This is a genomic window from Fusibacter sp. QWL-12 (genome assembly GCF_058683495.1).
The window spans coordinates 2,546,960-2,572,273 of the sequence record NZ_CM178745.1; the positions used below are offsets into that span (position 1 = coordinate 2,546,960).

18 protein-coding genes, 1 tRNA gene and 1 other annotated feature are annotated in these 25,314 nt (G+C 38.5%); of the genes, 11 read left to right on the top strand and 8 right to left on the bottom strand.

Annotation, left to right across the window (positions count from 1 at the left end; genetic code table 11):
* Genes AC4PID_RS12335 through AC4PID_RS12350 form a run of 4 tightly spaced genes read left to right on the top strand, consistent with a single transcriptional unit; the run spans position 1 to position 5,073 of the window.
* A complete protein-coding gene (locus AC4PID_RS12335) occupies positions 1–2,193 on the top strand; it encodes a glycosyl hydrolase family 65 domain-containing protein (RefSeq protein WP_492132303.1) in 2,193 nt (730 codons plus the stop codon).
* On the top strand, positions 2,190–2,849 hold the full coding sequence (gene pgmB, locus AC4PID_RS12340; RefSeq protein WP_492132304.1) for a beta-phosphoglucomutase: 660 nt from the start codon (positions 2,190–2,192) through the stop codon (positions 2,847–2,849). The genes AC4PID_RS12335 and pgmB overlap by 4 nt, the downstream gene beginning before the upstream one ends.
* A gap of 41 nt (positions 2,850–2,890) precedes the next feature.
* The gene (locus AC4PID_RS12345) at positions 2,891–4,432 is read left to right on the top strand and encodes a glycosyl hydrolase family 28 protein (RefSeq protein WP_492132305.1); all 1,542 of its coding nucleotides are present in this window, start codon (positions 2,891–2,893) and stop codon (positions 4,430–4,432) included.
* A gap of 17 nt (positions 4,433–4,449) precedes the next feature.
* The gene (locus AC4PID_RS12350; RefSeq protein WP_492132306.1) at positions 4,450–5,073 is read left to right on the top strand and encodes a discoidin domain-containing protein; all 624 of its coding nucleotides are present in this window, start codon (positions 4,450–4,452) and stop codon (positions 5,071–5,073) included.
* Positions 5,074–5,158: 85 nt separating this feature from the next.
* On the opposite strand, the gene AC4PID_RS12355 is transcribed toward AC4PID_RS12350, so the two are convergent.
* Genes AC4PID_RS12355 through AC4PID_RS12370 form a run of 4 tightly spaced genes read right to left on the bottom strand, consistent with a single transcriptional unit; the run spans position 5,159 to position 10,899 of the window.
* A complete protein-coding gene (locus AC4PID_RS12355) occupies positions 5,159–6,847 on the bottom strand; it encodes an amino acid ABC transporter ATP-binding/permease protein (RefSeq protein WP_492132307.1) in 1,689 nt (562 codons plus the stop codon).
* Positions 6,840–8,492: a thiol reductant ABC exporter subunit CydD gene (gene cydD, locus AC4PID_RS12360; RefSeq protein ID WP_492132308.1), complete on the bottom strand. Its 1,653-nt coding sequence runs from the start codon at positions 8,490–8,492 to the stop codon at positions 6,840–6,842. The genes AC4PID_RS12355 and cydD overlap by 8 nt, the downstream gene beginning before the upstream one ends.
* 17 nt (positions 8,493–8,509) lie before the next feature.
* Entirely contained in the window at positions 8,510–9,514 is a 1,005-nt protein-coding gene (cydB, locus tag AC4PID_RS12365; RefSeq protein ID WP_492132309.1) for a cytochrome d ubiquinol oxidase subunit II, read from the bottom strand.
* Positions 9,508–10,899 carry a cytochrome ubiquinol oxidase subunit I gene (locus AC4PID_RS12370; protein WP_492132310.1) on the bottom strand — a complete coding sequence of 464 codons (1,392 nt, stop codon included), beginning with the start codon at positions 10,897–10,899 and terminating at the stop codon, positions 9,508–9,510. Before AC4PID_RS12370 ends, cydB begins: the two co-directional genes overlap by 7 nt.
* A gap of 196 nt (positions 10,900–11,095) precedes the next feature.
* Here AC4PID_RS12370 and AC4PID_RS12375 point away from each other — a divergent pair, with 196 nt between their 5' ends.
* Together AC4PID_RS12375 and AC4PID_RS12380 are read left to right on the top strand one after the other, a co-directional pair.
* Positions 11,096–12,061 carry a calcium/sodium antiporter gene (locus AC4PID_RS12375; protein WP_492132311.1) on the top strand — a complete coding sequence of 322 codons (966 nt, stop codon included), beginning with the start codon at positions 11,096–11,098 and terminating at the stop codon, positions 12,059–12,061.
* Between the two features lie 21 nt (positions 12,062–12,082).
* A complete protein-coding gene (locus AC4PID_RS12380; protein WP_492132312.1) occupies positions 12,083–13,996 on the top strand; it encodes a BMP family ABC transporter substrate-binding protein in 1,914 nt (637 codons plus the stop codon).
* Positions 13,997–14,094: 98 nt separating this feature from the next.
* Here the strand turns inward: AC4PID_RS12380 and AC4PID_RS12385 are convergent, their stop codons facing one another.
* On the bottom strand, positions 14,095–14,676 hold the full coding sequence (locus tag AC4PID_RS12385) for a metallophosphoesterase family protein (RefSeq protein ID WP_492132313.1): 582 nt from the start codon (positions 14,674–14,676) through the stop codon (positions 14,095–14,097).
* 96 nt (positions 14,677–14,772) lie between these two features.
* Here AC4PID_RS12385 and AC4PID_RS12390 point away from each other — a divergent pair.
* A tRNA-Thr gene (locus AC4PID_RS12390) sits at positions 14,773–14,847 on the top strand.
* Between the two features lie 52 nt (positions 14,848–14,899).
* Here the strand turns inward: AC4PID_RS12390 and AC4PID_RS12395 are convergent.
* Positions 14,900–16,516 (bottom strand): carbohydrate-binding domain-containing protein, encoded by a 1,617-nt coding sequence (locus AC4PID_RS12395; RefSeq protein WP_492132314.1) that lies wholly within the window; start codon positions 16,514–16,516, stop codon positions 14,900–14,902.
* Between the two features lie 93 nt (positions 16,517–16,609).
* Between AC4PID_RS12395 and AC4PID_RS12400 the strand changes: the two genes are divergently transcribed.
* Positions 16,610–17,527 (top strand): aldo/keto reductase, encoded by a 918-nt coding sequence (locus tag AC4PID_RS12400; protein WP_492132315.1) that lies wholly within the window; start codon positions 16,610–16,612, stop codon positions 17,525–17,527.
* 6 nt (positions 17,528–17,533) lie between these two features.
* Here AC4PID_RS12400 and AC4PID_RS12405 read toward each other — a convergent pair whose 3' ends face one another.
* On the bottom strand, positions 17,534–18,727 hold the full coding sequence (locus AC4PID_RS12405) for a hypothetical protein (protein ID WP_492132316.1): 1,194 nt from the start codon (positions 18,725–18,727) through the stop codon (positions 17,534–17,536).
* Between the two features lie 152 nt (positions 18,728–18,879).
* Positions 18,880–19,083, top strand: a binding site (T-box leader).
* 228 nt (positions 19,084–19,311) lie between these two features.
* Here AC4PID_RS12405 and AC4PID_RS12410 point away from each other — a divergent pair.
* Positions 19,312–21,297, top strand: a complete 1,986-nt coding sequence (locus AC4PID_RS12410; protein WP_492132317.1) for a class I tRNA ligase family protein — start codon at positions 19,312–19,314, stop codon at positions 21,295–21,297.
* A gap of 92 nt (positions 21,298–21,389) precedes the next feature.
* Here AC4PID_RS12410 and AC4PID_RS12415 read toward each other — a convergent pair whose 3' ends face one another.
* On the bottom strand, positions 21,390–22,685 hold the full coding sequence (locus AC4PID_RS12415) for a 6-phospho-beta-glucosidase (RefSeq protein WP_492132318.1): 1,296 nt from the start codon (positions 22,683–22,685) through the stop codon (positions 21,390–21,392).
* Between the two features lie 158 nt (positions 22,686–22,843).
* Between AC4PID_RS12415 and AC4PID_RS12420 the strand changes: the two genes are divergently transcribed.
* Positions 22,844–23,605: a DeoR/GlpR family DNA-binding transcription regulator gene (locus tag AC4PID_RS12420; RefSeq protein WP_492132319.1), complete on the top strand. Its 762-nt coding sequence runs from the start codon at positions 22,844–22,846 to the stop codon at positions 23,603–23,605.
* A 61-nt stretch (positions 23,606–23,666) separates the two neighbouring features.
* A complete protein-coding gene (locus tag AC4PID_RS12425; RefSeq protein WP_492132320.1) occupies positions 23,667–25,292 on the top strand; it encodes a tetratricopeptide repeat-containing diguanylate cyclase in 1,626 nt (541 codons plus the stop codon).
* Positions 25,293–25,314 lie beyond the last annotated feature (22 nt).

The window sequence follows — 25,314 nt, forward strand, 5'->3', positions numbered from 1 at the left end:
ATGAATTGGGAAATTATTATTAATTCTGATCATAAAGATACCGTTGCAGAAACGGGGAACAAGCTCCTAATTGGAAATGGCTACTTAGGCGTAAGAGGCACTTTAGATGAACATGAAAAAGAAGATCTAGTTGCTATAACTCTTGCTGGCATCTATGACAAAGTGGGCAATGGGTGGCGTGAGCCACTCAATGCCCCAAATCCATTTTGGAGTAGGATTTATTTGGACGATCAACTGTTGACGGCAAGAAGCAGTTCAGTCATCCACCATGAACAGAAACTTCAATTTAGATATGGTATTTTGACTCGTGAAACGGTGTGGGACACAGACGCTGGTAAAATCACTTTGACAACGGAGCGCTATGCGGATATTAATACGGTAAATCAACTTTTTTATAGAATTTCACTTTGTTCTGATAAAGATATTCGTTTGCGACTCTCAACTGGGATCGATGGCGATGTGTGGGACATACATGGACCACATTATAAAATGTTGGAGATAACTGCAAATGAAGGGTATTTAGCCTGTGAAGGATTGGTTCAAAACGATAAGGATCGTGTTGCTGTTGTAAGAATTGACAAGGCACCTGTAAATGCGAATTATGAGAAGAAAAATGTAACAGAGAAAAGCAAAGTGTTTAGTCAATATGAGATTGAACTTAAAAGCAATCAACCTTTTGAGCTAACCTCTGAAATAGTGATTATGACATCAAAAGATCAGAGTGATACATTAAACAAAGCGATTCAACTGTGCCAAAATTCAGAACCGACAGCTAGAATAAAGCATTTATCCAAATGGGATAACATATGGCGTACCTGTGAGGTGGCAATCGGCGGCGATGAAGTTGCTGAAATAGGTATGAACTATTCGCTGTATCATTTGAATATTGCTGCACCGCGACATAGTGAAAGCTTGTCTATCCCAGCTAGAGCACTCTCTGGTCAGGTTTACAAAGGTGCCATCTTTTGGGACACTGAGATGTTTATGCTCGACTATTTTTTATGGACACAGCCTGAAATTGCCAGAACTTTAATCCGATATCGAATCGACACACTTTCAGGTGCACTTGAAAAAGCGAGCCAATACGGATACGAAGGTGCGTTTTATGCTTGGGAGAGTCAAGAAGGGGGATTTGATGCCTGCTCGGACTATAATGTTACAGACGTATTTACTAACCGACCAGTAAGAACGTATTTTAAAGACAAACAAATGCATATTTCAGCGGCAATCGTACGTGGCATCGACTATTATGTACAAGTAACAGATGATTTTTCAGTATTACTTGAAGGTGGATTAGTGACTGTAATTGAATGTGCAATGTTCTATCGCTCACTACTTGTTAAGCCTCTATTAAGTGAACATTATGTTATTAATGACGTTATCGGTCCTGATGAATATCATGAGCGTGTTAATAATAATGCCTACACAAATTATATGGCACATTACACCATAGAATGTGCACTTGAACAGGCTAAGGCAGTCATGACGCTGTATCCAGAAAAATATTTAGAGATTGAAATGACGCATGTCATTAGTGAGAAGCTTAAAAAACTTGAGGTGGTCGTCGATAATATTTATTTGCCTGAACCAGACGCGTTTGGTTTGCTTGAACAGTTTGATGGTTACTTTAAACTAGAAGATATAACACCTGACATTGCCAAAAGTCGTTTGAAGCATCCTAAGGAGTATTGGGGTGGCGGTAATGGCGTTGCATCAGATACACAAGTGATTAAGCAAGCAGATGTACTGACTTTAATGGAAGTAAGAAATGCACTTTTTTCAACTGACGTAATTGAAAAAAACTGGCATTATTATGAACCGAGAACAGAACATGGTTCTTCTCTAAGTGCTTGTATGTACGCATTGACTGCATGTCGATTTAATCGCCCGGATCTATCTTATCCTTTTTTTATTAAAAGTGCATTGTCGGATCTAAAAGGTGGTGGTAAGCAATGGGCTGGTCTCGTCTACATCGGTGGTACACATCCCGCAGCAGCTGGTGGTGCGTGGAAAAGTTTAATTCAAGGCTTTGCAGGTCTTGAAGTTAGAGGCGGTGAACTATCATTTTCTCCAAACCTTCCTGAGCACTGGCAATATCTCACCTTCCGAATCAACCATAAAGGCAAGCTGGTAAAAGTTAAGATAGAGAGAACAAATGAAGCTTATCAACTTTCAAGAGAGGAAATAGAATGATAAAGGCAGTTATATTTGATTTAGATGGTGTTTTAGTTTCAACCGATCATCTCCACTATATGGCATGGAAAAGATTGGCGGATGAAATCGGTATAAAAGGATTTAGTGAAGTTGACAACCTTAGACAGAGAGGTGTTAGTCGAATGGCTTCATTAGAGGTGGTACTTGAAAAAGCGATCATTCAATACACGGATACAGAAAAAGTGGCATTTGCAGAGCGAAAAAATGACTATTACGTCAATTCACTTTCTGATTTGTCAGAAAAAGATTTATTACCAGGTGCAAAGGAGACTTTAATTGCGCTCAAAGAGAAGGGCGTCAAGGTTGGACTTGGATCGGCAAGTAAAAATGCAGCGCTAATATTAGATAAAACACACATCACCCAGTATTTTGATGCGCTAGCAACTGGTCATGATACGACCAGATCAAAACCCGATCCACAAGTATTTATGATGGCAGCTGACAAACTAGGCGTGCAATATGAAGCATGCTTAGTCGTCGAGGATGCTACTGCAGGACTGCAGGCAGCCAAAGCGGCAAATATGAAAACCATAGGCGTTGGACCGGCGGCTTTTAGCCCTCTAGCGGACTGGAAAGCAGACAATCTCGCAAATGACAACTTGAAATGGGAAGAAATGCTAAACACTAATTTTTGAATCTAAATTGAAATGCTAAAAAATGAAGGTGAGGCACGAACATGAAGAAAATGGAAAATAGCCTTATTTTGATATTTGCTGGGATTGCCATAACTTTGTTTATTATATGGATGATTCCATTAAAGGCTCAGGAGGTTAATGTATTGTCAGAATCAAAGCTTGTCCTTTATGAAGGACCTAAATCACTGAAAACAGCAACAGAAGCAGATTTAAAAGCCACATCAGAACAATTAAGACCGTTTGATCTCATGAAAAGTGGAAACACATATTTAGAAGTCAATGGACAATCGTGTTTCGTGTATGAAACCAATGTCAATCATACTAGGCAGTGGGTGTCGACGTATATGCCGCCCATCTCAAGAACACCAATCGCTTATTTTGATTTCGAGGGGCGAGCGAGATTAAAAATAACCGTTCCTGACATTGACTTATCAGAAGTGACCATAAGCCCTTTAAAATATGCGATTCAGCCTGTCATAGACGTTGAAAATCATACCGTAAGCTTTGATATTACAGAAGCGGACACTTACACACTTACTTTTAACGCATCTCCAGATCGGGCATTTCATATTTTTGCCAATCCGATCGAGACTGAAGTTCCAGATTTTGATGACGCAAACGTGATCTATATTGGGCCAGGGGAATGGCAAGTTGAAACCATCGATTTAAAAGACAATCAGACCCTTTATTTAGCTGGGGGTGCGGTCTTACATGGCACTGTTCAAGCTAACTTTGCTAAGAATGTAAGGGTAATGGGTCGCGGGATTTTAGATGGCTCTTTTTATGAAGGCTGGAAAGGTAAAACGGCATATATCCCCTTGAAATTTGATAATTCTGATGGTGTTACAATTTCTGATATTCTCGTGTTAAATTCAAATGCATGGGTTTGCCAAGCATACCAATCGAAAAATGGTACGATTGACGGGCTTAAAATTATATCGCCTCGTCCAAACGGTGATGGTATTACCTTGCAATCCTGTGAAAATTTTATGGTGCGTAATGTTTTTGTAAGAACTTGGGATGATTCTTTGGTAATTAAAAATTATGGTACAAATAGTAATAACATCACGTTTGAGAACTGCCAACTATGGACGGATTTAGCACAATCTATGGAAATCGGTTATGAAACAAACAAAGGTAATTTACCAGGAGCAGAGATTTCGGACATTAGCTTTAAAGAGATTACAGTGCTAAATAACTTCCATAAACCTGTCATATCAATTCACAATGGTGATGATGCAGCTGTACACGATATTTTATTTTCAAATATTATTATTGAAAATGCACAAATGGGTAGCGGAGATGGCGATGAAATGCCTTATTTGATTGATTTTCATATAGGGCAAAGTTCAAACTGGTCCACTACCAAAACTAGAGGAACGATAAAGGACATCGTTGTTGAAAATGTAACTGTGCTAAACGGTAAGTTCAATGACAGTCGAATCAAAGGATTCGATGAAACCCATAAAGTTGAAAATGTGACCATCAAAAACCTGTCTATTTTAGGTCAAGACATTAAAGATGGTGCATCTGGTCGTTTTATAATCGATGCTGCGACGACTGCAAATATTAAATTTGAGTAAGAAGGGGAGAAGATGCGATGAAAAAAGGAATCATAGCGGTTTTATTGATCATATGTCTACTTTTAGCCTTCTTAATATCTAAAAAGGAAAAGCCAATTGAAACCGTATACCATCAACCTGAATCTGCAGTAACAATTATAAATGCAATCAATCAAACAGAAGTTATGGTGCACCCTGATTTTGAGAAACCACCCTATGAATCGATAGTGCCGGAGGGCATCAATTTAGCAGCTGAAGGTAAGGCAATCGTATCTAGCTTTGTTCAAGCTTATAATGCAAGAAAAGTGAACGATGGTAAAACTGGAGGCGCTTCGTATTGGGAGGCTGAGTCAAATTCGTACCCCAATACACTTGAAATGGACCTTGGTGACACACACATCATACATGCAATCAAATTGATGTTAAACCCTCAGGCCATTTGGGGGGCGAGGACACAGCGATTTTCAATAGCGATAGCTGAGGAAGAAGGTAACTTTACGGAACTTCTAGCTAGCCAAGATTATCTCTTTACTCCGGATCAACAAAACGAAGTGGTGATAGAGTTTGATCCGATAAAAGCGCGCTGGATTAAGCTTGAGTTTACAAGCAACACCGGCGCTGGTGCCGCACAGGTTGCAGAGCTAGAAATATATGGAGAGTAACTTGATCTAGGAATTATAAAGAACCTTAACTCGATACATACTGTCGAGCTAAGGTTCTTTTTTTAAGCTTTTAATACTATGCTTTTTATGTGCCTGAGGACTCAGTTTCATCTAACAAACGTTGATAAATACTTGAGCTTGCCATCAACTGGTCGTGTGTTCCTGAAGTGATTATTTTACCTTGATCAAAAACATAAATTGTGTCGTACTGTTGCATCTCTATCAAATGATGGGTAATACAAACAATCGACTTCTCAGTTTGTAATAATAAACGGCGTTGAATGTTTTGGGCAGTTGTTTGGTCAAGTCCATTATAAGGTTCATCCAGAAGTAAAAAAGGACTGGGTTTTAGAAGCGCTCTGGCGATGCCTATTCGTCTCTTTTGACCCAATGAAACCTGCTGACCATCTTCACCGATTGGTGTTTGAGAGTTTAGCCAATAATCTGAATCAAGCGCAACCATTTGTAAAGCTGATTTGATTTCATCCTGACTTGCTCCTGATTTTCCAACACGTAGGTTAGCAATCAAGGAATCGTTAAATAAATAAATGTCTTGCGTTACCACACTAAAAGCATCTCTTAATACCGAAGCATTTTTATCAACTTCATAAAAACCGGAGATTATATTGGCGAATGTACTTTTTCCCGACCCATTTGATCCGACAAATGCAATATGTTTGCCTTGAACCAGTTCAAAAAAAGGAATGGTCAATTGAAAAGCTGTATTAGGGTAATTGAATGTGATTTCTTCAAAAGTATAAAACGCTTTTCCTATGTCATCTTTCCTTATACTAACTTTTCCAGATGAAGGTATCGTATATGAGTTAATATCCGAAAAGAGTCGTTTTGCACTTTCTAAGCCATTTCTCATTTTATCAGGGGCATCACCTAAAAGGAGAGCGCTCTCATATACGTTAAAGATTACCAAAGTGAGTGATCCTAAATACAGGCCGTCCAATCGGTTTTGACTCACAAGATAACTTGTGAAAATGAGCATTATAAAAAAATGAAGGTTTATACCAAGCTGTTGCAATAGTTTTGACAGACTTTGGTTAATATTAAAAATGTTCATACTCGCTTCTACTTCGTCAACTTGCTTTAATATTTGAACCTTTTTGTATGATTCGATGGATTGCCATTTGAACAGAGCTTTGTGCTCCATATAATCTGAGAAGTCAGTTTGGAGTTGCTTGAGCTCTAAGCTATGTAGCTGAGCTTGTTTAGCGTTCCTGATCTTAAAAACAAAAAAACTTGAATAGGCGAATAACGGATAAAACACAGCAAATAACAGAGCCATTACTGGCTGTATCAAAAGTAAAATGAGAAAAGCAAGCATACCGATGATGAGCGTTAAAAGCGAAGGCAGTGCACCTCTTAAAATCGCATCTTGATAAGTGTTGATGTCTAATGTTAGCTGTTGAAACGCGTCTATTTTATTTAAGGATTGTAAAGTTTCACCTTTTAATGTGCGATATTTTTGATAGAGCTGAACCCTAAGATTACTTAATGCGATAAATATAGTATTATGTGTTTCAAGGCGCTCAATGTACCTAAATACACCTCTTCCAAGCCCTAAAAATCTAACAAATGTTATTGCAAGTGCCAGTTCGGCAATAGAAGGCAATAGTGCGGCATATGAAAGAACATAGCTTGAAAGTGCCATTAATGCAATAGAAAATAATACGGTTATACATGCCAACAACAAAGTTATAACCATTTGCCTCTTGTCATTTTTAAGGAGACGTACAATTGAATGGAAAAGTGAATTATTCATTTTCACCTCCTAAATCAATGATGTGATCACAGATGGCGATCACGCGGGAACTGTGTGTTGTGAGAATAATTGTTTTAAAGTATGAGATTCGCTTTAAAGCGCTCAAAATAGTAAGTTCATTCATCTTATCAAGCGCGCTTGTTGGTTCATCTAATATGATCATCTCTGATTCCTTAAGACAAGCACGTGTTAAACTGATTAATTGTTTTTCTCCTCCACTTATTTGTCGCTTTGTGGGACTAATATCGGTATAGAGACCTTCATCAAGTGTTTCAATCCACTTATTTATACCTGTCAGCTCTAGATAAAAATCAAACTGTGTCGTTTTTTTACTACCGAGTAACAAGTTATCAAGCAGCGACCCTTCAATGATCTGTGCAGTCTGAGGTACATAGGCGATGTGAGAGACAAAGTTCTCGTCTGACCAAGAATTTGTATTTTCCTCATTGATGAACAATTGACCATTTTGAGATTTCAGCTCACCTAAAAGGAGGCGACACAATGTCGTTTTCCCTGAGCCACTAGGACCGACGATACCATTGATTAAACCCTTTGTGAAAGTTAAGTTGATCTGACTAAATAAAGGATCAGATGTATAGGTAAAGCTAAGATCTTTCAACTGAATGATGAGATTCGTATTTGTAATGTGCTCTATTGAATCCCTTGCATTTGGACCGGTATGGTTTTCAGCCACTTGATTTGCATACTGATTTTTAAATGCGTCAAAGTCATAGGCAAATGTTTTTGCATTTAGAGCGCTATGAAATTTCAAACCCATTTGACGCATCGGCAAAAAAAATTCAGGTGAAAGAATGAGTAAGGCAAGTGCGGGAAAAAGTGTGATCTTACCACTTAGAAGTCTAACCCCAAGTGAAACCGCAATTAAAGCGGTGCTGAGTGTAGCGGTTAACTCTAATGCAAGTGAGGACAGAAAGGTCCATTTCATCAGTGAAAGTGTTCGATGGCGATAGCTTTCACTGATTTTCCAAACATTATCGAGTTGCTTTTCTTCTTTGCCAAAGACTCTAAGCGTTGTCATGCCTTTTAACAAATCCAGAAGATGTCCATTTAACTGTTTGAGTTGTCTCCAGTGTTGATTGTTCTTAATTTCAACAGTTTTACCAATTAGGATCATAAAAACAGGAATCAAAGGTGCTGTAATTAGAAATAAAAATCCCGTCACAAGGTCCAAATAAAATGCGCCCGCCAATAGGCTTAAAGTATTCAGTGACATGAAAATCAGGTGTGGTAAAAATTCCGAAAAGTAACTATCAGTAGACTCTACACCGTCTGTAATGAGCGTTAAGACTTTAGAATGATCGTTTTGATCATTTAACGGATTCTGTCTGATCATTTCTAGGATTGTTGTTCTCAGCTTAATTTTTGCTTGGGTTGTCATTTTGCGATTGTAGCGTTCAAAAATATAACTGAGTATTGGTCTCAGCGTTAAAGCTACAGAAAGTATTATGAGATCCGTAGTAACCTCTTTTAAACTAACATGGTTGATAAATATACTGTTAATGACTCGCGACACAAGTAATGCCTGCATAAATGCAAGCATTACTGAGGGTAGAGAGAGTAAACCGTTTATGAGGCACAGTCTCTTAAAGTTTTTAAGTTGTCGATTGAGTAATCGAATCATCATAAATCTTCCTCTTTAGATTAGTAATGTAGATCGCTTAAGGTGACTCTCGCTCTAAAAATTTTAAAGGTCCAGTATTGGTAAAGTAAGACGATTGGTAATAAAGTAAGCGCAATGATACTCATGATTTTAAGGGTATATGCACTAGAGGCTGCATCTGTAAGAAGTAAGCTATAACTTATATCAATACTTGAAATCATCGCATATGGGAATAGACCGCTGAATAAAGCGCCCATGATGCACGAGACGACACCAAAATTAAGTAGGAAAGATAAACGATCTTTTCCTTTGGATAAAACAATCATTGAAAAGGCAAGGAATACAATTGCACCCACCGTTAAGAGTCCTGGGAATATTGATCTCAGTTCAATTGTAAATGCAGCAAAGACCGTTAAGAGACAAAGGAGTATAAGTGCTGCGAAACCCAATGGTTTTGCAAGCTTTCTACTTCTTTCCTCAACGAGATCGCTTCCTTTGTAAGCCAGATAAATTGCCCCATGATAGAGCGTAAACACAAATAAGGTCAAGCCGGCAAAGAGTGAAAATGGGTTGAGTAAATCCCAGAAACGACCGACGTATTCAATTTTTTGATCTACTAAGTCCAATGGCGTACCGTGTAATAAATTTGCCAGTGCAATTGGAAATAGCAGTGCACAGAGTGCACTTGAAATACTTAACGCAGTATCCCAGTTTTCCCTCCAAAAACGATTGTCACTCTTATTTCTAAATTCAAAAGTGACTCCTCTTACGATCAGTGCTGCTAGCACGACGAATAAAGCGAGATAAAAACCACTAAATAGTGTCGCATACCAGTAAGGAAATGCTGCGAACATGGCACCACCAGCAGTGAGTAACCAAACCTCATTACCATCCCAAAGTGGACCAATCGTTCCTATTGCCACTTGTCTTTCAGAGTCATTTTTAGCGACAAAGGGGAGTAAGACACCCACGCCAAAATCAAATCCTTCTAGGAAGATAAAACCCGTAAATAATACACCTATAATAACAAACCACAAGTTTACCATGTGATTAACACCTCACTTTCTTCTTTGATAGTTGTTTCAAGTCCATCAAAGCCTTTTTTGACATGTTTTGCCATTAAACCTATATCGATTAGAGCAAGAATGCCATAAAGGATAATAAAGCCAATCAAGGTGATGAGTAGTGCTGTGGTGTTGGTCGAAGTAGCGGTTGATATGCCATCTTCTGTTTTCAAAATACCTTGTACGAGCCATGGTTGACGTCCAACTTCTGTAAAGATCCAGCCAAAGGTATTGCAGAGGTAAGGTAGTGGCAGCAATAGGACGAGTAGTCCAGCATACCATTTTTTATTGATCCATTTTTTATAGAAAAGGAGTGAAAAAAGCATAACCACTAACATCAAACTGCCTGCATATACCATAATTCTAAAGCTATAATACATCAAGGTCACAGGAGGCGTATAATTGCCAGGTCCGTATTGTGCTTCATATTCTGATTGAAGTTCGTTGATTCCCTTTACAGTTGCATTGGGATCATTGAAAGCCAAAATGCTGAGACCATAAGGAATTTCAATTGAGATCCCATTGGTTTTTCTCTTTTCATCTATGATGGAAAAAACACTGAAGGGCGCTTTATCAGTCGTTTCCCATAATGCTTCAGAGGTGGCAATTTTCATAGGTTGATTTTCAGCGATGAACTTGCCTTGACGATCGCCAGCACCAACAGAAACAATCAGAGCGATTAGAGCAAAGATAACCACGGGCTTAACGACTTTTTTAAACGTTTCTTTGTCTTTTCCTAAAAGTAAATTAAGGCCACTGATGGCAAGGACAAATATTGCGCCTGTTGCAAATCCTGAAGCGATGACGTGTAAAAATTGTATAAGGACATGATAATTGATAATAAGTGCGATAAAATCTGTCATTTCAGCACGAGGGCCAAATGCGGATTCTCTTAGGATAAAACCAGTAGGCGACTGCATAAATGAGTTGGCGATAATGATCCAAAGCGCAGAAACAGAAGCGGCTATCGCAACGATCCAAATGCTTGCCAAGTGTAATTTTTTGGAGATTTTGTCTCTACCGAAAATCCAAATGCCTAGGAAAGTGGATTCGACAAAAAATGCGGCAAGTGCTTCAATCGCAAGAGGCGCTCCAAAGACATCACCTACGAACCTCGAATAGTTGGACCAGTTCATACCAAACTGAAATTCTTGCACGATACCAGTAACAACACCTAATGAAAAGTTAATTAAGAAAAGTGAACCAAAATACCTCGTCAGTTGTTCCCAGGCTTTATCTCCTGTTTTATAGGACCTGTATTGCATCCAAGCGACGATAAAGGCAAGCCCAAGTGTCAACGGAACAAAAAGAAAATGATAAATCGTTGTAGCTGCAAATTGCAGCCTAGCAAGTGTCAAAGGACTCATAAGTCTACCACCTTACTTTCATAATGTTTTCCGAGATAATTATACCCAGATAAATTTTCACATAACAGCTATTTGATTATTTATGAATTAGGATAAAAGTGTGTTAACAAATTGTGACTTTATCATTAAACGCTTGCAAGATAGGCTGGATAGCTGTAAAGTAGTAATTATTTATGGCATAAAGGAGTTTGTCAACATGATGTATGTTTTGTTAGTAGTCGGTTTTATTTTCTTAATTAAAGGAGCAGATTTTTTTGTCGATGGTGCATCGGGAATTGCAACTTTTTTCAAAATTCCATCGATCATCATCGGTTTAACCATAGTCGCCTTCGGTACATCAGCGCCTGAGGCAGCTGTCAGTATAAGTGCAGGCTTATCGGGAAGTAACGGTATCGCAATTGGTAATGTTTTAGGCAGTAATATTTTTAATATCAGTATGATTATAGGTATTACAGCAGTGATTTTTCCACTTGATGTTCAAAAACAAACCATTAGAAAAGAAATTCCACTAACCTTATTAGGTGGATTGGCACTTCTCGTATTAGCAGGTGACACATTTATTGATAGCAGTAATGTGATGCTACTATCCAGAGGCGATGGTATTATTCTATTATTGTTTTTTTGTGTGTTCCTCTATTATATTGTTGAAGCAGCGCTTAATAGTAGAGATACCAGTGAACATTATTTAGATGAGACTGAAATCAAACAAGTTAAAATTGGTCCCAATGTTTTACTTACTTTGATAGGATTAGCGGGAATTTTAATTGGGGGGCAATTGGTCGTTTCCAGCAGCGTCTCTATCGCTAAGAGCTTTGGCATAGGTGAAACGGTAATCGGTTTGACGATTATTGCGATAGGAACTTCGTTGCCGGAGTTGATTACGAGTATTACTGCTGCTAGAAAGAAAAATACCGATATAGCAGTAGGTAACATTATAGGCAGCAATATATTTAATATTCTGTTTGTACTTGGAGCTTCAACCGTCATTCACCCGATAATAGTCGATCCGAAGCTTGTTACAGAACTGGCGATCAATATTATATTAACCATTGCGCTCTTTATTTTCTCTAGAAGCCATAATAAAATCGTCAAAGGCGAAGGCATTATATTTATTTTGTTTTATTTGTTCTATACAGGATATCTGTTAAGTATGAATTTGTAGTTTACTTAGGAGGTGAACCACATGGAAATGACAATGACTTTACACGAATACTATCAAGATGCTAAGGCAAAAGGAAAACGCGAGTTTAATCGTTTAAAAGGTAGAGGCCAATCTGCACATTTGAGCTCTCTTGATGGTCTTCTGAAAGATGTGGATATCGTCGGCTCTGTATCACTTGGAACCTTTGAAGTGCCGCTAGAAAAAGTAGTTGGTACCTATTATCATGCACGCAGAATGTTATTTTCAAAAAGCTTTTTACCTCTAGAATCAGATAACAGTGAGTTTGGATACAAGTGGATGGAGGTGTGTCGTGCACATCTTGAGGAAGGCATTAGAGATCCAATCAAAGTCTATGAGTACCTTAACTATTATTATGTTATGGAGGGAAATAAAAGGGTCAGTGTATTAAAGTATTTTGATGTGGCATCTATTCAAGCTGAAATCACACGACTTATCCCAAGATTTGACGAGAATGATGAAAATATAGTGAATTATTATGCTTATCTTGATTTTTACAATGAAACGAAGCTCATGAGTATTTGGTTAAGCAAACCATATCGCTATCAAAGATTGCTTAATTATTTGAATGATTACCACCCAGAAGGCATAGCTGAAGAAGAGAAATTTAAGCATTTTGATAAATATGTGTTCCGACCATTTAGAAAGATTTTCTTAGAGTTTGGTGGCGAAAAGCTACCAATGACCACAGCGGATGCATTTTTACTTTATATGAAGCTCTATAACATACCTTGGGAGTTAGATGAGTCACAGGTAAGAAGTATCATGCCAAGTTTGTTGCTTGAATTAAGTAACTATGGTGAGTACGAAGAACTGGAAATCGTTACCACGACTGATGAGATGGAAAAGACGACCTTATTGGATTCTCTTACTTCTTTGTTTGGAACGCGTTTCTTAAAGGTTGGATTTGTTTATGCGAGAGATACAGAAAAGTCGGGTTGGACTTATTCTCATGATCTCGGTAGACGCTATATTGAAGAAAAGTTTGGACAACAGATTGAAACGGGCTGGATTGATCATGTGCCAGAAGACGACTCAGCGTATGAAGTCATTAAGGCTTTCGCAATAGAAGGCAATTACGATGTGATCTTTACCACGAGCGAGGTTTTCAGGAGAGCGACTGTAAAATGTGCAATAGAGCTTCCAAAAATTAAATTCTTTAGCTGCTCAGGGAATAGACCCTATGTCCATATGTCTAATTATTTCGGTAGAACCTATGAGCCTAGATTTCTAACGGGTATTATAGCGGGTGCTTTGACAAAAACAGATGTTGTTGGATATACAGCTACCGATGCAAATCCTGAAGTGATCAGCTCCATCAATGCCTTTGCACTTGGTGTTAAACTGGTTAATCCAAGAGCGAAGGTACTCGTCGCCTATACCGGCGAGTGGAACAACCCACAAAAAAGCACAGACATCAGTGAAAAACTCATTGCCCAAAACGCGGACATACTCAGTAACAAGAACTTAATTGTACCGAGAGATGTGACCTGGGATTATGGTGTTTATGCAATGCTTTGCGATATTGATCCGGAGACAAAGCAACCTAAAAATTACCTTGCTGCGCCAATTTGGAAGTGGGGGAACTTTTATGAAAAAATAATAAACAGCCTTTTGAACGGTTCTTATCAGAGAATGGTAGCCAATTCCACTACGACTCAAAGAGTTCTTAACTTTTGGTGGGGGCTTGATGTTGGCGTATTAGATTTGTATATGGCTGAAAATAAGTTACCAAATGACACACTTAAGCTGGTTAAACACTTTAAAGATATGGTGAAAACCGACCAATATCATCCATTTGTGGGTCCCGTATATGATAAAGAGGGAATCTTAAGGGTTGAACCCGGTGAGATTCCATCGCCTGATGAAATCATGAGTATGGATTGGTTTATTGATAACGTTGCTATTATTGATTAAAACATAGCGATTCGTGATAACATAGCATATTTAAAACCCCTAAGGATTAGATGAAGAAAATCATCAAATGCTTAGGGGTTATTTTATGTTTATAAATACTAAAATTCAATGATACTATGATCGTATGCATTCATAATGCGAGTAGAATTGTATTTATGCTCTCGATTGCAGATGCCATAGTTCAGATGCTGGTGGCCGTGAATCATCAGCTTAGGCTCGTACTTATCTAAGAGTTTGAAAAAGCATTGATAGCCAATATGTGCTTGATCTTTGCCATCACCTAGTCCAAAAGCGGGTGAATGTGTCACTAGGATATCAATTCCCTTTCGATATTTGAACTTGTTTTTGAAAATCCTTCTCGACATCTCACGTTCTGTGAATTGTAAGGGCCCACCATTATAGGTCATGCACCCACCCAATCCTGCGATTCTGATGCCTTTGAAATCAAAAACACCATCGTCAATACATTCACACCCTTCTGCAGGTGTTTGAAGTAGCATCTTATCATGATTGCCATGAACGTAAAGCAATGGTCGATTGACCATGGTTACCACATAGGAGAGGTAATTTGCCTTTAAATCGCCTGCTGAAATGATCAGATCTACATCGCGATAGCGTTCAGGCTGAAAATGATCCAAGAGATGTTTACTTTCAATGTCTGAGATTGCAAGAATTTTCATAAAGCCTCCTAATAAGTAATCCTATTGTATCATATTAAGAAATAACTGAAAATACTTGCATCGCCTTGCTAAAAGGCGTAAATTAAAAATAGATGTGCTAATGTGGCTCAACGGTAGAGCAGCGGTATCGTAAACCGCAGGTTGGGGGTTCGATTCCCTTCATTAGCTCCAAAAAGCCTACAAACATTGATTACTCAATGCTTGTAGGCTTTTCTAATGCTTTCTATGGACGCGTTGGCTTTTGACCACCAGGCATTTGTCCTCCCGGCATTTGACCGAAGCTCCCTTCAACGGCTTCACCCGTTTCGGAGAAGGTCATTACTGAGCTAGTAAGTGTTAAGCTTGCGGTTTGAGTGCCATTGACGGTTAACGTGTAGGTACTATCGAGTGATAATCCTTCTGCACTAAATACAATGGTTTGGAAATTTTTAGATGGCGTGTGGCTGACGACTACGTTTCCGGATGCGTCCAGTATCGCCACCTCTGTACCTGCTGCTTGATTTGAACTAAAATAGATCATAACGGCTGGCTGTGAAGAGCCTTCACTTGGCGCTTCCGCCATACTCGAGCTCCCTGTGGCGATTAATGTACCGCCGTTAACGATGCCTGTACCATCATAGTCTAAAGCACCATTCATAGTGATCGTTGGGCCATCAACGATTACGATGCCACCATTGATCGTAAATGAGCCATTTGAATCAAGGCCATCGCCCTCGGCATATATTCTTAAATAGCCGCCATTAACCGTAAAGTCATTTTGTCCTGAATCACTTGCCGCATTGATCCCATCGTCAGATGAGGTCAGTGTTATTTCACCATCGTTGAGGATGATGTGTTGTGCTTCTATTCCTTCATAGGATTCCGTGATTGTGATGATGCCACCGTTTATTGTAAGTGTTCCAGTTGCGGTTAAGCCATCGTCACCTGCTGAGATTTCAAAGTTTCCGCCTGTAATCGTCATATCTGTTTCTGCTTTTATTGCATCATTATCCGTCTGGATAATAAAATCGCCACCTTCGATGATGATCCAGCCCTTTGAAGCATCTTCATCATTGCTTGACTGTATTGCATCGCCTGCTGCATTGATCTTAAATTGTCCTGATACGATTTGCACAGAATCTCGACCCTTTATGCCATCGCCCTTTGAAGTCAAATCAAAAGTACCACTGACGAACTTTAAGTCATCCTTTGTGTAAATTGCGTGCTCGGTATTTCCTGTAACCGATAAAGAGCCTGTTCCGTTTAATGTGAGATCGATTTCGCTGTATAAAGCTGCATTATAAGTAGCTGTGGTGCTATCCAACATGCCATCTATAAGATGATTAATTGAGTTAGGTGCCAGTGTAACGATTAGTTTGTCACCCGAAAGTGCCATAATTGCTGGTCCTGACGAGTTTGTAATCGATGCATTATCGAGGACGATATGGACATCCGCATTTTCTTCCGCAGCAATGAGGAGGTAGCCATCCTCTAAAGTGCCTGAAATGACATAGGTGCCTTCTTCAGAAATTGTAATTTCATTGCCATTGATACTTGCACCAGACCCATCAATTGTGCTAGCATTATTTGAAAGCGATATCGTTGTAGCATCATCAAAGCTGCTGTCGATATCCTTTTCGCTAAGTTCAATCAGATTAGGCTCTGGACTGTTTAGCGAAGCCTCAGCTTGAGCTGTGGTCGTTTCTGTCGTTGTATTGTTGACTTCACTTGTTAATTCGACTGTAGTTGAGACGGCAGTTGTCGTTGTATTTGAACCACATCCCATTAAAATGAAGGCCAATGTAAGTATTAGGATGAGTAATTTAGAAAAACTTTGGGTAAACAGATTATACTTTTTCATGGTTTTTATTCCTTTCTAAAAATGTTTGATATTCATGAATTGAGTTAAGTATAAAAGGTTTGCCTTAAAGTAACCTTAAACAATGGAGGAAATATGAAATATAAAAAAATAAAAGGGATAGAGAAGGAAGTATCAATGATTGCACTGGGTTGTATGCGCATTGATCGACTATCAGTTGAAGCATTAGAGAGCCTAGTAGAGGTTGCATTGTCCTTGGGAATCAATTTCTTTGATCATGCAGACATCTATGGAGGTGGGCAATCAGAGGTTATTTTTGGAGAGGTATTAAAACGCAATCCACAGTGGCGTGAAAAAATGATCCTACAAAGCAAATGTGGGATTAGAAATGGATATTATGATTTGTCAAAGGCGCACATCATTTCTTCAGTTGAAGCATCACTCAAACATCTACAAACCGATTATTTAGATGTCCTTTTATTACACCGACCAGATGCACTGATGGACCCAGTTGAAATTGGTGAAGCGTTTGAATCCTTATATAAAAGAGGCATCGTAAAAGCCTTTGGTGTTTCCAATATGACCCCAGGGCAGATGAGTTTAATACAAAAGCACAGTGAGTTTCCACTGCTTTTCAATCAGCTACAATTTAATGTGGTCCATTCTGGGATGATTGATGCTGGCATTTATGCCAATATGAAAGACGCCAGTGCCATAGATTATGACGGCGGCGTCTTAGATTATTGTAGAGTAAATGATATTACCATTCAATGTTGGTCGATTCTTCAGGCTTCATGGACAGAAGGCAGTTACCTTGATCACCCAAATTATGAAGCGCTCAACCTGCTTTTAAAATCACTTGGAGAAAAATATAACGTCAGCCCATCTGCTATAGCAACTGCATGGATTCTTAGACACCCAGCTGGTATGCAAGCCATCGCAGGTACGACGACACCTGAAAACCTTAGAAAAATAGCTCAGGCAACGACCATCACACTTTCAAGAGAAGATTGGTATGCACTCTATAAATCTGTGGGAAGACAATTGCCTTGATGGGATTTAATTGGTGTAATTAATGTTTAAACTATGGCTCATCTTCATAAGATGGGCCTTTAATTTTTTAAAGCCCCAATAGCCCGTCAAATGACGTCTTGATTTATCATGGATGTATATGTTTGAAAAATACCGTCTATGAAGAATTAAAGCATCGTCGATAAGCAGCGTTAAGCTACGATCCAGCAGCGTGTTTAGCGTCATAACCTCAGCTTTGCCCTTAGAGAGCATGATTTCTCTTGAAAGTGCAATCAGTTGATCTACCTTGTGTTCCAGCATATAAGGGGACGCTTCACTGCTAAACAGAGTCATATGATTTGCTTCTCGATCGGTGGTCATATCCTGTAAATCGTCTGCAAGCTGTAGCACGATCCCATAACCCGTTAAAAAGTGAAAAAGATGATCGTCAAGCGAGCCACACACCAGAAATCCATCTGCTAAAACCGAAGAAGCACCTTTTCTAAATGAAATGTCTAGAATTTGTCCTTCTGTTAGAACTTCATACTGCTGAGCCAAACTTTTTTTCTGATCGCGGTGTATTTGAAGCAAGCTGTCATAAACCTCAGGGTACTCGTAGCGGTCGTACTGTGCTTCTATCAGTCCAATCATTTGATCCACCGATTGCGTATGCGGATGCTTAGCTTTAAGTGGACCTTTTAATCGCTCTCCAACATAGTGAACAAACGCTTTTTTATCCTGTTCATTCAGTTCAGGATCGTCAAGGACATTGTCAGTAAGTGGGTAGAGCATACTGTAAGCGTACATCGCATCCGTTAGGTGAACGGGCATCGCTGTCATCATCTGAATCGCTATCATAATCCAAACATTTCTCAAAGCTTGATAGATGCTGTCTTCTTTCATTTCTGGAAAATCGTGCTTAGCTCTATCGATAAATTGCTCGGTAGCCGCTATATAATCGCCTCTGACCGTTTCGTCAAGTGCTTTATAATCCATTTGAAACCATAACTTTAACAGATCGTCTACAACCTGATCTGATTTTAAGTGTTTCAACTGAGAGAGGGATTGATAACCTTTACATTTTTTCATAAGCGCCTTGATGCACTTTCTAGCATGATAATATGACAAAAATTGATGCATGAGAGATTGCTTTGGACGCACCACAGGACTGGTTTCTAACGTGAACCATTTGTTTTTATAGGATTGTATGTGTGATTCAAATTGATAGATAAAGTTGGACATGTCGTGCTCCTTTATAGATTACTCATGTATATAGTATATCAATTAATGGATTGGAATTGGGTTAGAATCCAACTAAAATATAATAGGAAATAATAGCAAATAGAATGCCTCTAGACTTGACAAAATGCCATAAAACGCATATACTTTCTTCATTAAAGGCTATGAAAAGAAGAGTAGTAAAGCTGTTGCGCACAGAGAGTTCCGTGGCTGAGAAGGAACCGTTAATGACTTTATGAACCAAGGCTTGGAGCTGTGTGCCGGATTTTTTGATGGTATGCCGGGTTTTCCCGTTATAGAAAAAGAGGTTGAGTTTCTCTCGACGAATTAGGGTGGCACCGCGGAATATCGCCCCTAAGCTTAGGCTTAGGGGCGTTTTTTTATTAAACCACAATCTCGCTTGTGGTAAAATCAGCAACGAATTTGTTGTGTAATTTGAAGGTTCGACGCAGAAAATTTAGTTAACTAGTATAGAATTTCAGAGATAAATTGAAGAAATAGTATAGAAAAATAATCATACGAATCATACGAATCATACGATTCATAAGAATAAGAATAAGAATAGAAAAGATTAGGAGGAGGTAGTTATGTATACCCCAAAAAGACCAAGGCCCGTTTTCCCTAAAAGGGCTGTCATTACAGCGGGAATGCCTTACGGTAACAAATCGCTCCACTTTGGACATATCGGAGGCGTATTTATCCATGCAGACACTTATGCAAGATTCTTAAAGGACAGAATTGGTAGCGATAACGTCATTTTTGTTTCTGGTACAGACTGCTATGGGTCGCCAATATTGGCAAGCTATAAGAAGCACATTGAAGAAACAAAGGAAGACATTTCAATGGAAGACTATGTTTATCGCTTTCACTTGCTTCAAAAAGAGGTATTAGGTGCATACGATGTTGCTCCTAGTCTTTATGGCGCTTCTGCATTTGGTGAAAGTGGGAAAGTGCATAATAAAGTTTCAGAGAAGCTTTTTGACGCACTGTATGAACAAGGTACATTAAAAGTCATGTCTTCACCACAATTCTACGATCCTATCGAAAACGCTTACCTAAATGGTAGACAGGTCGTAGGCAAGTGTCCAGTAGACGGCTGTCAATCAGACAAAGCATATGCAGATGAGTGTGCACTTGGTCACCAATACATGCCTGAAGAGTTGATCGATCCTGTGAGTACACTTTCTGGTGAGAAGCCAATTTTAAAGGATGTCAACAACTGGTATTTTGTTCTTGATGACTACATGACGCATCTCCAAGAAATGGTCAATAAGATGCGTAAAGAAAAACACGTTAGAGCAAACGTGATCAATACCATTGAAGAGTTTTTAAAACCGCCTGTGATTTATGTTAAAAGAAAAGATCATGAATTATTGGTAGCAGAAAGCGCAGAATTGGGTGCTGATGAAGTACAAGATGATGGAAAAAAACCTTCGGTTACTTATGTGTTTAAATCACTTGATGCAAGAGATCATGCGAGAACCGAGCTAGAGAAATTCAACATTCGATATAGAACGGGTAAGACACTCGTACCATTTAGACTCTCGGGTAACATCGAGTGGGGCGTACCTGTTCCAAATAAAGATCAACTAGAGGATTTAACTTTCTGGGTATGGCCAGAGTCTCTTTGGGCACCAATCAGCTTTACCATTACACATTTAGAATCAATAGGTAAAAAAGCTGAAGAGTGGCAATCGTGGTGGTTAGATCAAGATGCAAAAATTTATCAATTCATCGGTGAAGATAACATCTATTTCTACGGTGTTGCGGAGATGGGGATGCTGATGGCTTATTTGGGCATTCATCCAAATGATGGCTTATCGATCGATTCGGTTAATTTCCCAGAACTGGTTGCGAACTGTCATTTGTTATTCTTAGATTCAAAGGCAAGTAGCTCAAGTGACATTAAACCGCCAATGGCTGGTGAACTGTTAGACTACTATACAAAAGACCAACTTAGAATGCACTTTTTAAGTCTGGGTCTTTCTAAGAAATCAGTTAGCTTTAGTCCAAAACCATTTGATCCAAGCTGTCCTGCAGATGCACCAGACGTTGTATTGAAGGATGGTAATTTATTGACCAATGTTTACAATCGTCTTTTAAGATCTTGCTTCTATACCTCACAAAAATACTTTGATTCAGTCATTCCTAAAGTACCAGTAAAGGAAGAAATGCTTGATCTGGTACACAAAGCGGTTTACGACTATGAACACAACATGGCAAGACAAGAGTTCCATTTAGTAATCTATACAATGGATGAGATTATTAGAAACGTCAGCAAATACTGGTCAAAATATATGAAGCTTGCTGATGAACAAGACAGTGATGAAATGAGAGCAAGTGTTGTCGCAGATTGTCTTTATGCTTCAAAAGTTATCTTGACTCTGTTACACCCAATCACACCTACAAGTGCAGAGTTTGTTAGAGAGTATCTAAACCTAGATGAAAGCTTATGGTCATGGGATCATATTTTTGATGGCATTGAAGCCCATATGGCAAACCCAGAAACACATCAACTTAAGTTTATCGAACCAAAATTTGACTTCTATAAAAAAGATGAAAGTCAATTTTAATAACTGAAAAGACCTAGCTCTTTGGATCAGGCGAATTCCTATTTGGGAATGCGTGTCCAATCAGAGCTAGGTTATTTTTTCATATAAATGCCTTAAGTTAAGTTGAAATATGCCTTATTGGCCTCTACAAGTTCATCAAGAGCAGATTTAAGCAGACTGCCAGTTGGGCAAAGTGGATGAACGGTTAAGGCTTGCATCGCAATATCATAGGAGTTGTTAAGTGCAGCCTCTATCACCAGTCGTTCATAGCCTTTAATTGCAGCAATTTCTGCTCTAATAGGAAAAGGCAGGGTCGTTACAGAAAGTGGTATTGGCCCACCTTTTGTGATAATGCATGTGGTTTCAATGACTGCGTCGTCTGGGAGTTCTTTAAGAGTGCCATTATTGGGGACATTGACAACCATTAGATTTCTTTTATCGACAAAGATGGAACGAATGAGTTCGCAGGCTGCTTCTGAATAATACGCTCCACCTCGCTTTGAAAGTGCCTCAGGCTTTACCGACAAGTTTGGATCTGAATAGATCTTGAAAAGTTCTTCTTCAACCACTTTAACCACAGCGCCTCTAGAACCTTCTTTTTCAAATGTAGCTTTAGCATCAGCGTACATTTCATCTTTTAAGTAATAATACGTATGATAGTAACAGGGTAAAACGCCGAGTCCTTTTATCTGAGACGGTTGGTAGCTTGCGTGTCCAATATTTTTAGGATTAAAAGTTTCATCGTTTAAAAGGGGCTCTAGTATATTGGGGAGCTGCTCTTTGCCATCTACTTTTATTTGATGTGCATACACATAATGATTTAGCCCAGTCATTTGCACAAATAGGGAACTACCAGTGGCATGTGTTTCTATCATCTTTTGCATGTTCACTGGAACATTACAGAGACCAACCACTTTAATTTTTGAAAATCGAGATACAACTTCAGTAATAATCCCAGCTGGATTGGTAAAATTTATGAGCCAAGCGTCAGGACAGAGACGCTCCATATCTTTTGCGATACTGAGAATTACAGGGATGGTTCTTAGCGCCTTTCCAAAACCAGCAAGGCCATTAGTTTCTTGCCCAAGCATGTCATGATTAAACGCAATGGTTTCATCAGTGATTCGTGCTCTAATACCACCGACTCGAATTTGAGTAATAACAAATGCACAATTAATAAGCGCTTGCTCTCGGTCAAGTGTATGTGTAATTTTAATAGGTTTACCTGCCTTTTCAACCATTCTATGTGATAGCTGTTGAATGATGTCAAGCTTTGTAGCGCCTTCATGTATGTCTAATAAACAAATTTCAGAGATTGGTAAATCGTGATATCGATCGATAAAACCTTCGATAAGTTCAGGGGTGTAACTCGAGCCACCACCAATGATTGCAATCTTAATTTCAGCCATCATTTGCCTCCTAGATTATTGTTTTTCTTGTGAATAGTATAAAACAATAAAAAACGATAAAAAAGAGGGGAAAACAAGAAAAAAATAGGATATAATTTAAATAAATGAGAAAATAATAAATCGTCAATATTGTAAGAGAACTGTTTTACGGAGGAAATATGACCGCTTCAGAACGATTAAAGGAAATCACAGAGCAGATTGAAAAATTAGGTACAGTACAAGTAAAGGTGTTGGCAAAAAACTATCATGTAACAGAAGATCTCATACGAAAAGATCTCAGAAAGCTTGAAAAAATGGGCGTGGCAGATCGTGTTTACGGTGGTGCGGAGCGAAAAAAAAATAAATTTCAAAATGCTTCTGTTCCTTACAGATTGGAAAGCTACTCAGCAGAAAAAACAATTATTGCCAAAAAAGCACTCCAGCTCATCAATGAAATGGATTATGTTTATTTTGACACATCCAGTACTTCATACTTTACAGCTATAGAGCTCGCAAAATCCGGAAAACAGGTAACGGTGATCACTGATATGCTGGCAATTATGAAAGAACTCTCAGAATATACCAATATCAAACTGATTGGAATTGGCGGTGATTTTGATTATTATACAGGTGGCTTTTTAGGTGCAAGTAGTATCGGTCAAATTCGTTCTTTTCATGTGGACATTGCTTTTATTAGCTGTAAGAGTATTCACCTAGAAAAAAGCGCATTATTAGAGGGGTTTGTAGAAATTGGACATCAAAAGAGAACCATTTTAGATATCGCGCGAGTTAAAGTCGCTTTATTGATGCATCTAAAGTTTAGAGAAACAGGTGTATTCCAGTTTTATGATGCAAAGCATCTGGACTATATCGTTACCGAAGCGGAAGTAACTGATGCAGAGATGAAGCAAATAAAAGATTTAAAAATAAAACTAGTTTAATCTTTCTTGACCTGTAGTATAATGGATAATATTGACAGAATCTTTACATAAGGAGGCTCACTTGAAGCTGAATACTTATTTGAACGCGGAAATTCAAAGATCAAAAGAGCTTGCTTTTCAGGATCCGAAAAAATCTTTCGAACTTGCAAGAGAAGCTTATGAACTCTCTAAAATTCATAGTCTTGAGATAGAAGAGGGGTTATGTTTGTTTCAAATGGCCTATGCCTGCAGGGTAATGTCCAAATACTCTGAAGGTCTAAATTTTGCTTTTAGATCATTAGATATCATGAAAAAGAAGCAGCATGTTAAAGGCATCTATAAAGCTAAGAATATCATAGGCATTATATACTTCTATTATGGAGCGATGACAGACGCATTAGAGAATTTTATGAGTGCGCTTTCAATGATCGATGAGGCAGAAGATTATAATTTAATGTCATCCTTGCTCAATAATATTGGAGAAGTCTATCGTGAAGCAGGTGCACATGTTGAAGCTATAAACTATTATCACAAAGCACTGGCGATCTGTCTAAAACACGAGTTAAACATTAATGCATCAGCAATCTACTTAAATCTAGGTGAGGTTGCTTATCAGGAGAAGCATTATTCTAAGTCGAATGATTATATGCAAAAGGGTTACGCGCTTTTAGAAAATGAAAATCGAATACTAGAATTAGGTGAGGCGGAAACCAAGATTGGTCGTGCACTTGTGGCACAAGGTTTATACGAGCAAGCGAAATCAACTTTCTTATCCGCTCTTAGCAAACTTAATTCGATAGAAAATAAATATTACTTAGTCGATTTGTTGATAGAAATGGCTAAGCTTGATCAAAGAATCAATCATAGTCCGATGAGAAATCTGAATGAAGCCTTGTCATTGGCTTCTGAACAGGGACTTGTCATAAAAGAAGTTAAGATCTATGAAAAAATATCTAATTACTATGAATCAAAAGGTGATTTTGCAAAAGCATTGGCTTATTACAAACGATTTCACTTGAAGCAAGCTGAAGTGGAAGCCTCAAATCTTTCTAAGCGATTGGAAATTTTATCTGTTGAGTTTGATTACTATAAAGAAAAGAGAGAAAATCTTAAATTCAGGCAGATGACTGCTCGATTAGAACGTGAAATAGAATCCTATAATCGATCGTTAGAATCAATTAGGAGTCAAAACCAAGAGCTTTTAAAGGAATCTCTCTATGATGAACTAACTAAGATTTACAATCGTCGGGGACTTGAAAAAGCATACCAAGAACTATTTGAAAACAATTCAAAGCTTCAGTTAGCGGTTTTAATTGTGGATATTGATCGATTTAAAGGCTATAACGATACATGGGGACATGTAAAAGGTGATACTTGTTTGGTTCGAATTGCGGAAGAAATGTCAAAAAACTTTAAGCAATCCATCATAGCAAGATATGGTGGAGAAGAGTTTTTAATTATCGTTCAGGTGGATGCCTTCGATAAGGTATATCAGTTGGCTGAAAAGTTTCGTGAAAATGTTCAAGCCTTAGGCATTCAAGCGAGTGTTGATGAAGATAAAGTCGTAACCGTTAGCGTTGGAGGCTATTTTGGCACGCTAGATAAAAATGCTCTTTTAAGTTCTGTAGAAATTGCAGATAAAGAGCTTTACAAAGCAAAGGACAGCGGTCGAAATAAAGTTCGTATCTCGAAAGAAATTCATGGGTAAATGCTTGTTCCATTGATGAGAT

What these genes read in the sequence shown, in the direction of transcription:
- AC4PID_RS12405 (WP_492132316.1), bottom strand. Translation starts at nt 18,727, where the DNA reads ATGTCCAACTTTATCTATCAATTTGAATCACACATACAATCCTATAAA.
- AC4PID_RS12375 (WP_492132311.1), top strand. Translation starts at nt 11,096, where the DNA reads ATGATGTATGTTTTGTTAGTAGTCGGTTTTATTTTCTTAATTAAAGGA.
- AC4PID_RS12415 (WP_492132318.1), bottom strand. Translation starts at nt 22,685, where the DNA reads ATGGCTGAAATTAAGATTGCAATCATTGGTGGTGGCTCGAGTTACACC.
- AC4PID_RS12370 (WP_492132310.1), bottom strand. Translation starts at nt 10,899, where the DNA reads ATGAGTCCTTTGACACTTGCTAGGCTGCAATTTGCAGCTACAACGATT.
- AC4PID_RS12385 (WP_492132313.1), bottom strand. Translation starts at nt 14,676, where the DNA reads ATGAAAATTCTTGCAATCTCAGACATTGAAAGTAAACATCTCTTGGAT.
- cydD (WP_492132308.1), bottom strand. Translation starts at nt 8,492, where the DNA reads ATGATGATTCGATTACTCAATCGACAACTTAAAAACTTTAAGAGACTG.
- AC4PID_RS12380 (WP_492132312.1), top strand. Translation starts at nt 12,083, where the DNA reads ATGGAAATGACAATGACTTTACACGAATACTATCAAGATGCTAAGGCA.
- AC4PID_RS12400 (WP_492132315.1), top strand. Translation starts at nt 16,610, where the DNA reads ATGAAATATAAAAAAATAAAAGGGATAGAGAAGGAAGTATCAATGATT.
- AC4PID_RS12420 (WP_492132319.1), top strand. Translation starts at nt 22,844, where the DNA reads ATGACCGCTTCAGAACGATTAAAGGAAATCACAGAGCAGATTGAAAAA.
- cydB (WP_492132309.1), bottom strand. Translation starts at nt 9,514, where the DNA reads ATGGTAAACTTGTGGTTTGTTATTATAGGTGTATTATTTACGGGTTTT.
- AC4PID_RS12355 (WP_492132307.1), bottom strand. Translation starts at nt 6,847, where the DNA reads ATGAATAATTCACTTTTCCATTCAATTGTACGTCTCCTTAAAAATGAC.
- AC4PID_RS12350 (WP_492132306.1), top strand. Translation starts at nt 4,450, where the DNA reads ATGAAAAAAGGAATCATAGCGGTTTTATTGATCATATGTCTACTTTTA.
- AC4PID_RS12410 (WP_492132317.1), top strand. Translation starts at nt 19,312, where the DNA reads ATGTATACCCCAAAAAGACCAAGGCCCGTTTTCCCTAAAAGGGCTGTC.
- pgmB (WP_492132304.1), top strand. Translation starts at nt 2,190, where the DNA reads ATGATAAAGGCAGTTATATTTGATTTAGATGGTGTTTTAGTTTCAACC.
- AC4PID_RS12395 (WP_492132314.1), bottom strand. Translation starts at nt 16,516, where the DNA reads ATGAAAAAGTATAATCTGTTTACCCAAAGTTTTTCTAAATTACTCATC.
- AC4PID_RS12335 (WP_492132303.1), top strand. Translation starts at nt 1, where the DNA reads ATGAATTGGGAAATTATTATTAATTCTGATCATAAAGATACCGTTGCA.
- AC4PID_RS12345 (WP_492132305.1), top strand. Translation starts at nt 2,891, where the DNA reads ATGAAGAAAATGGAAAATAGCCTTATTTTGATATTTGCTGGGATTGCC.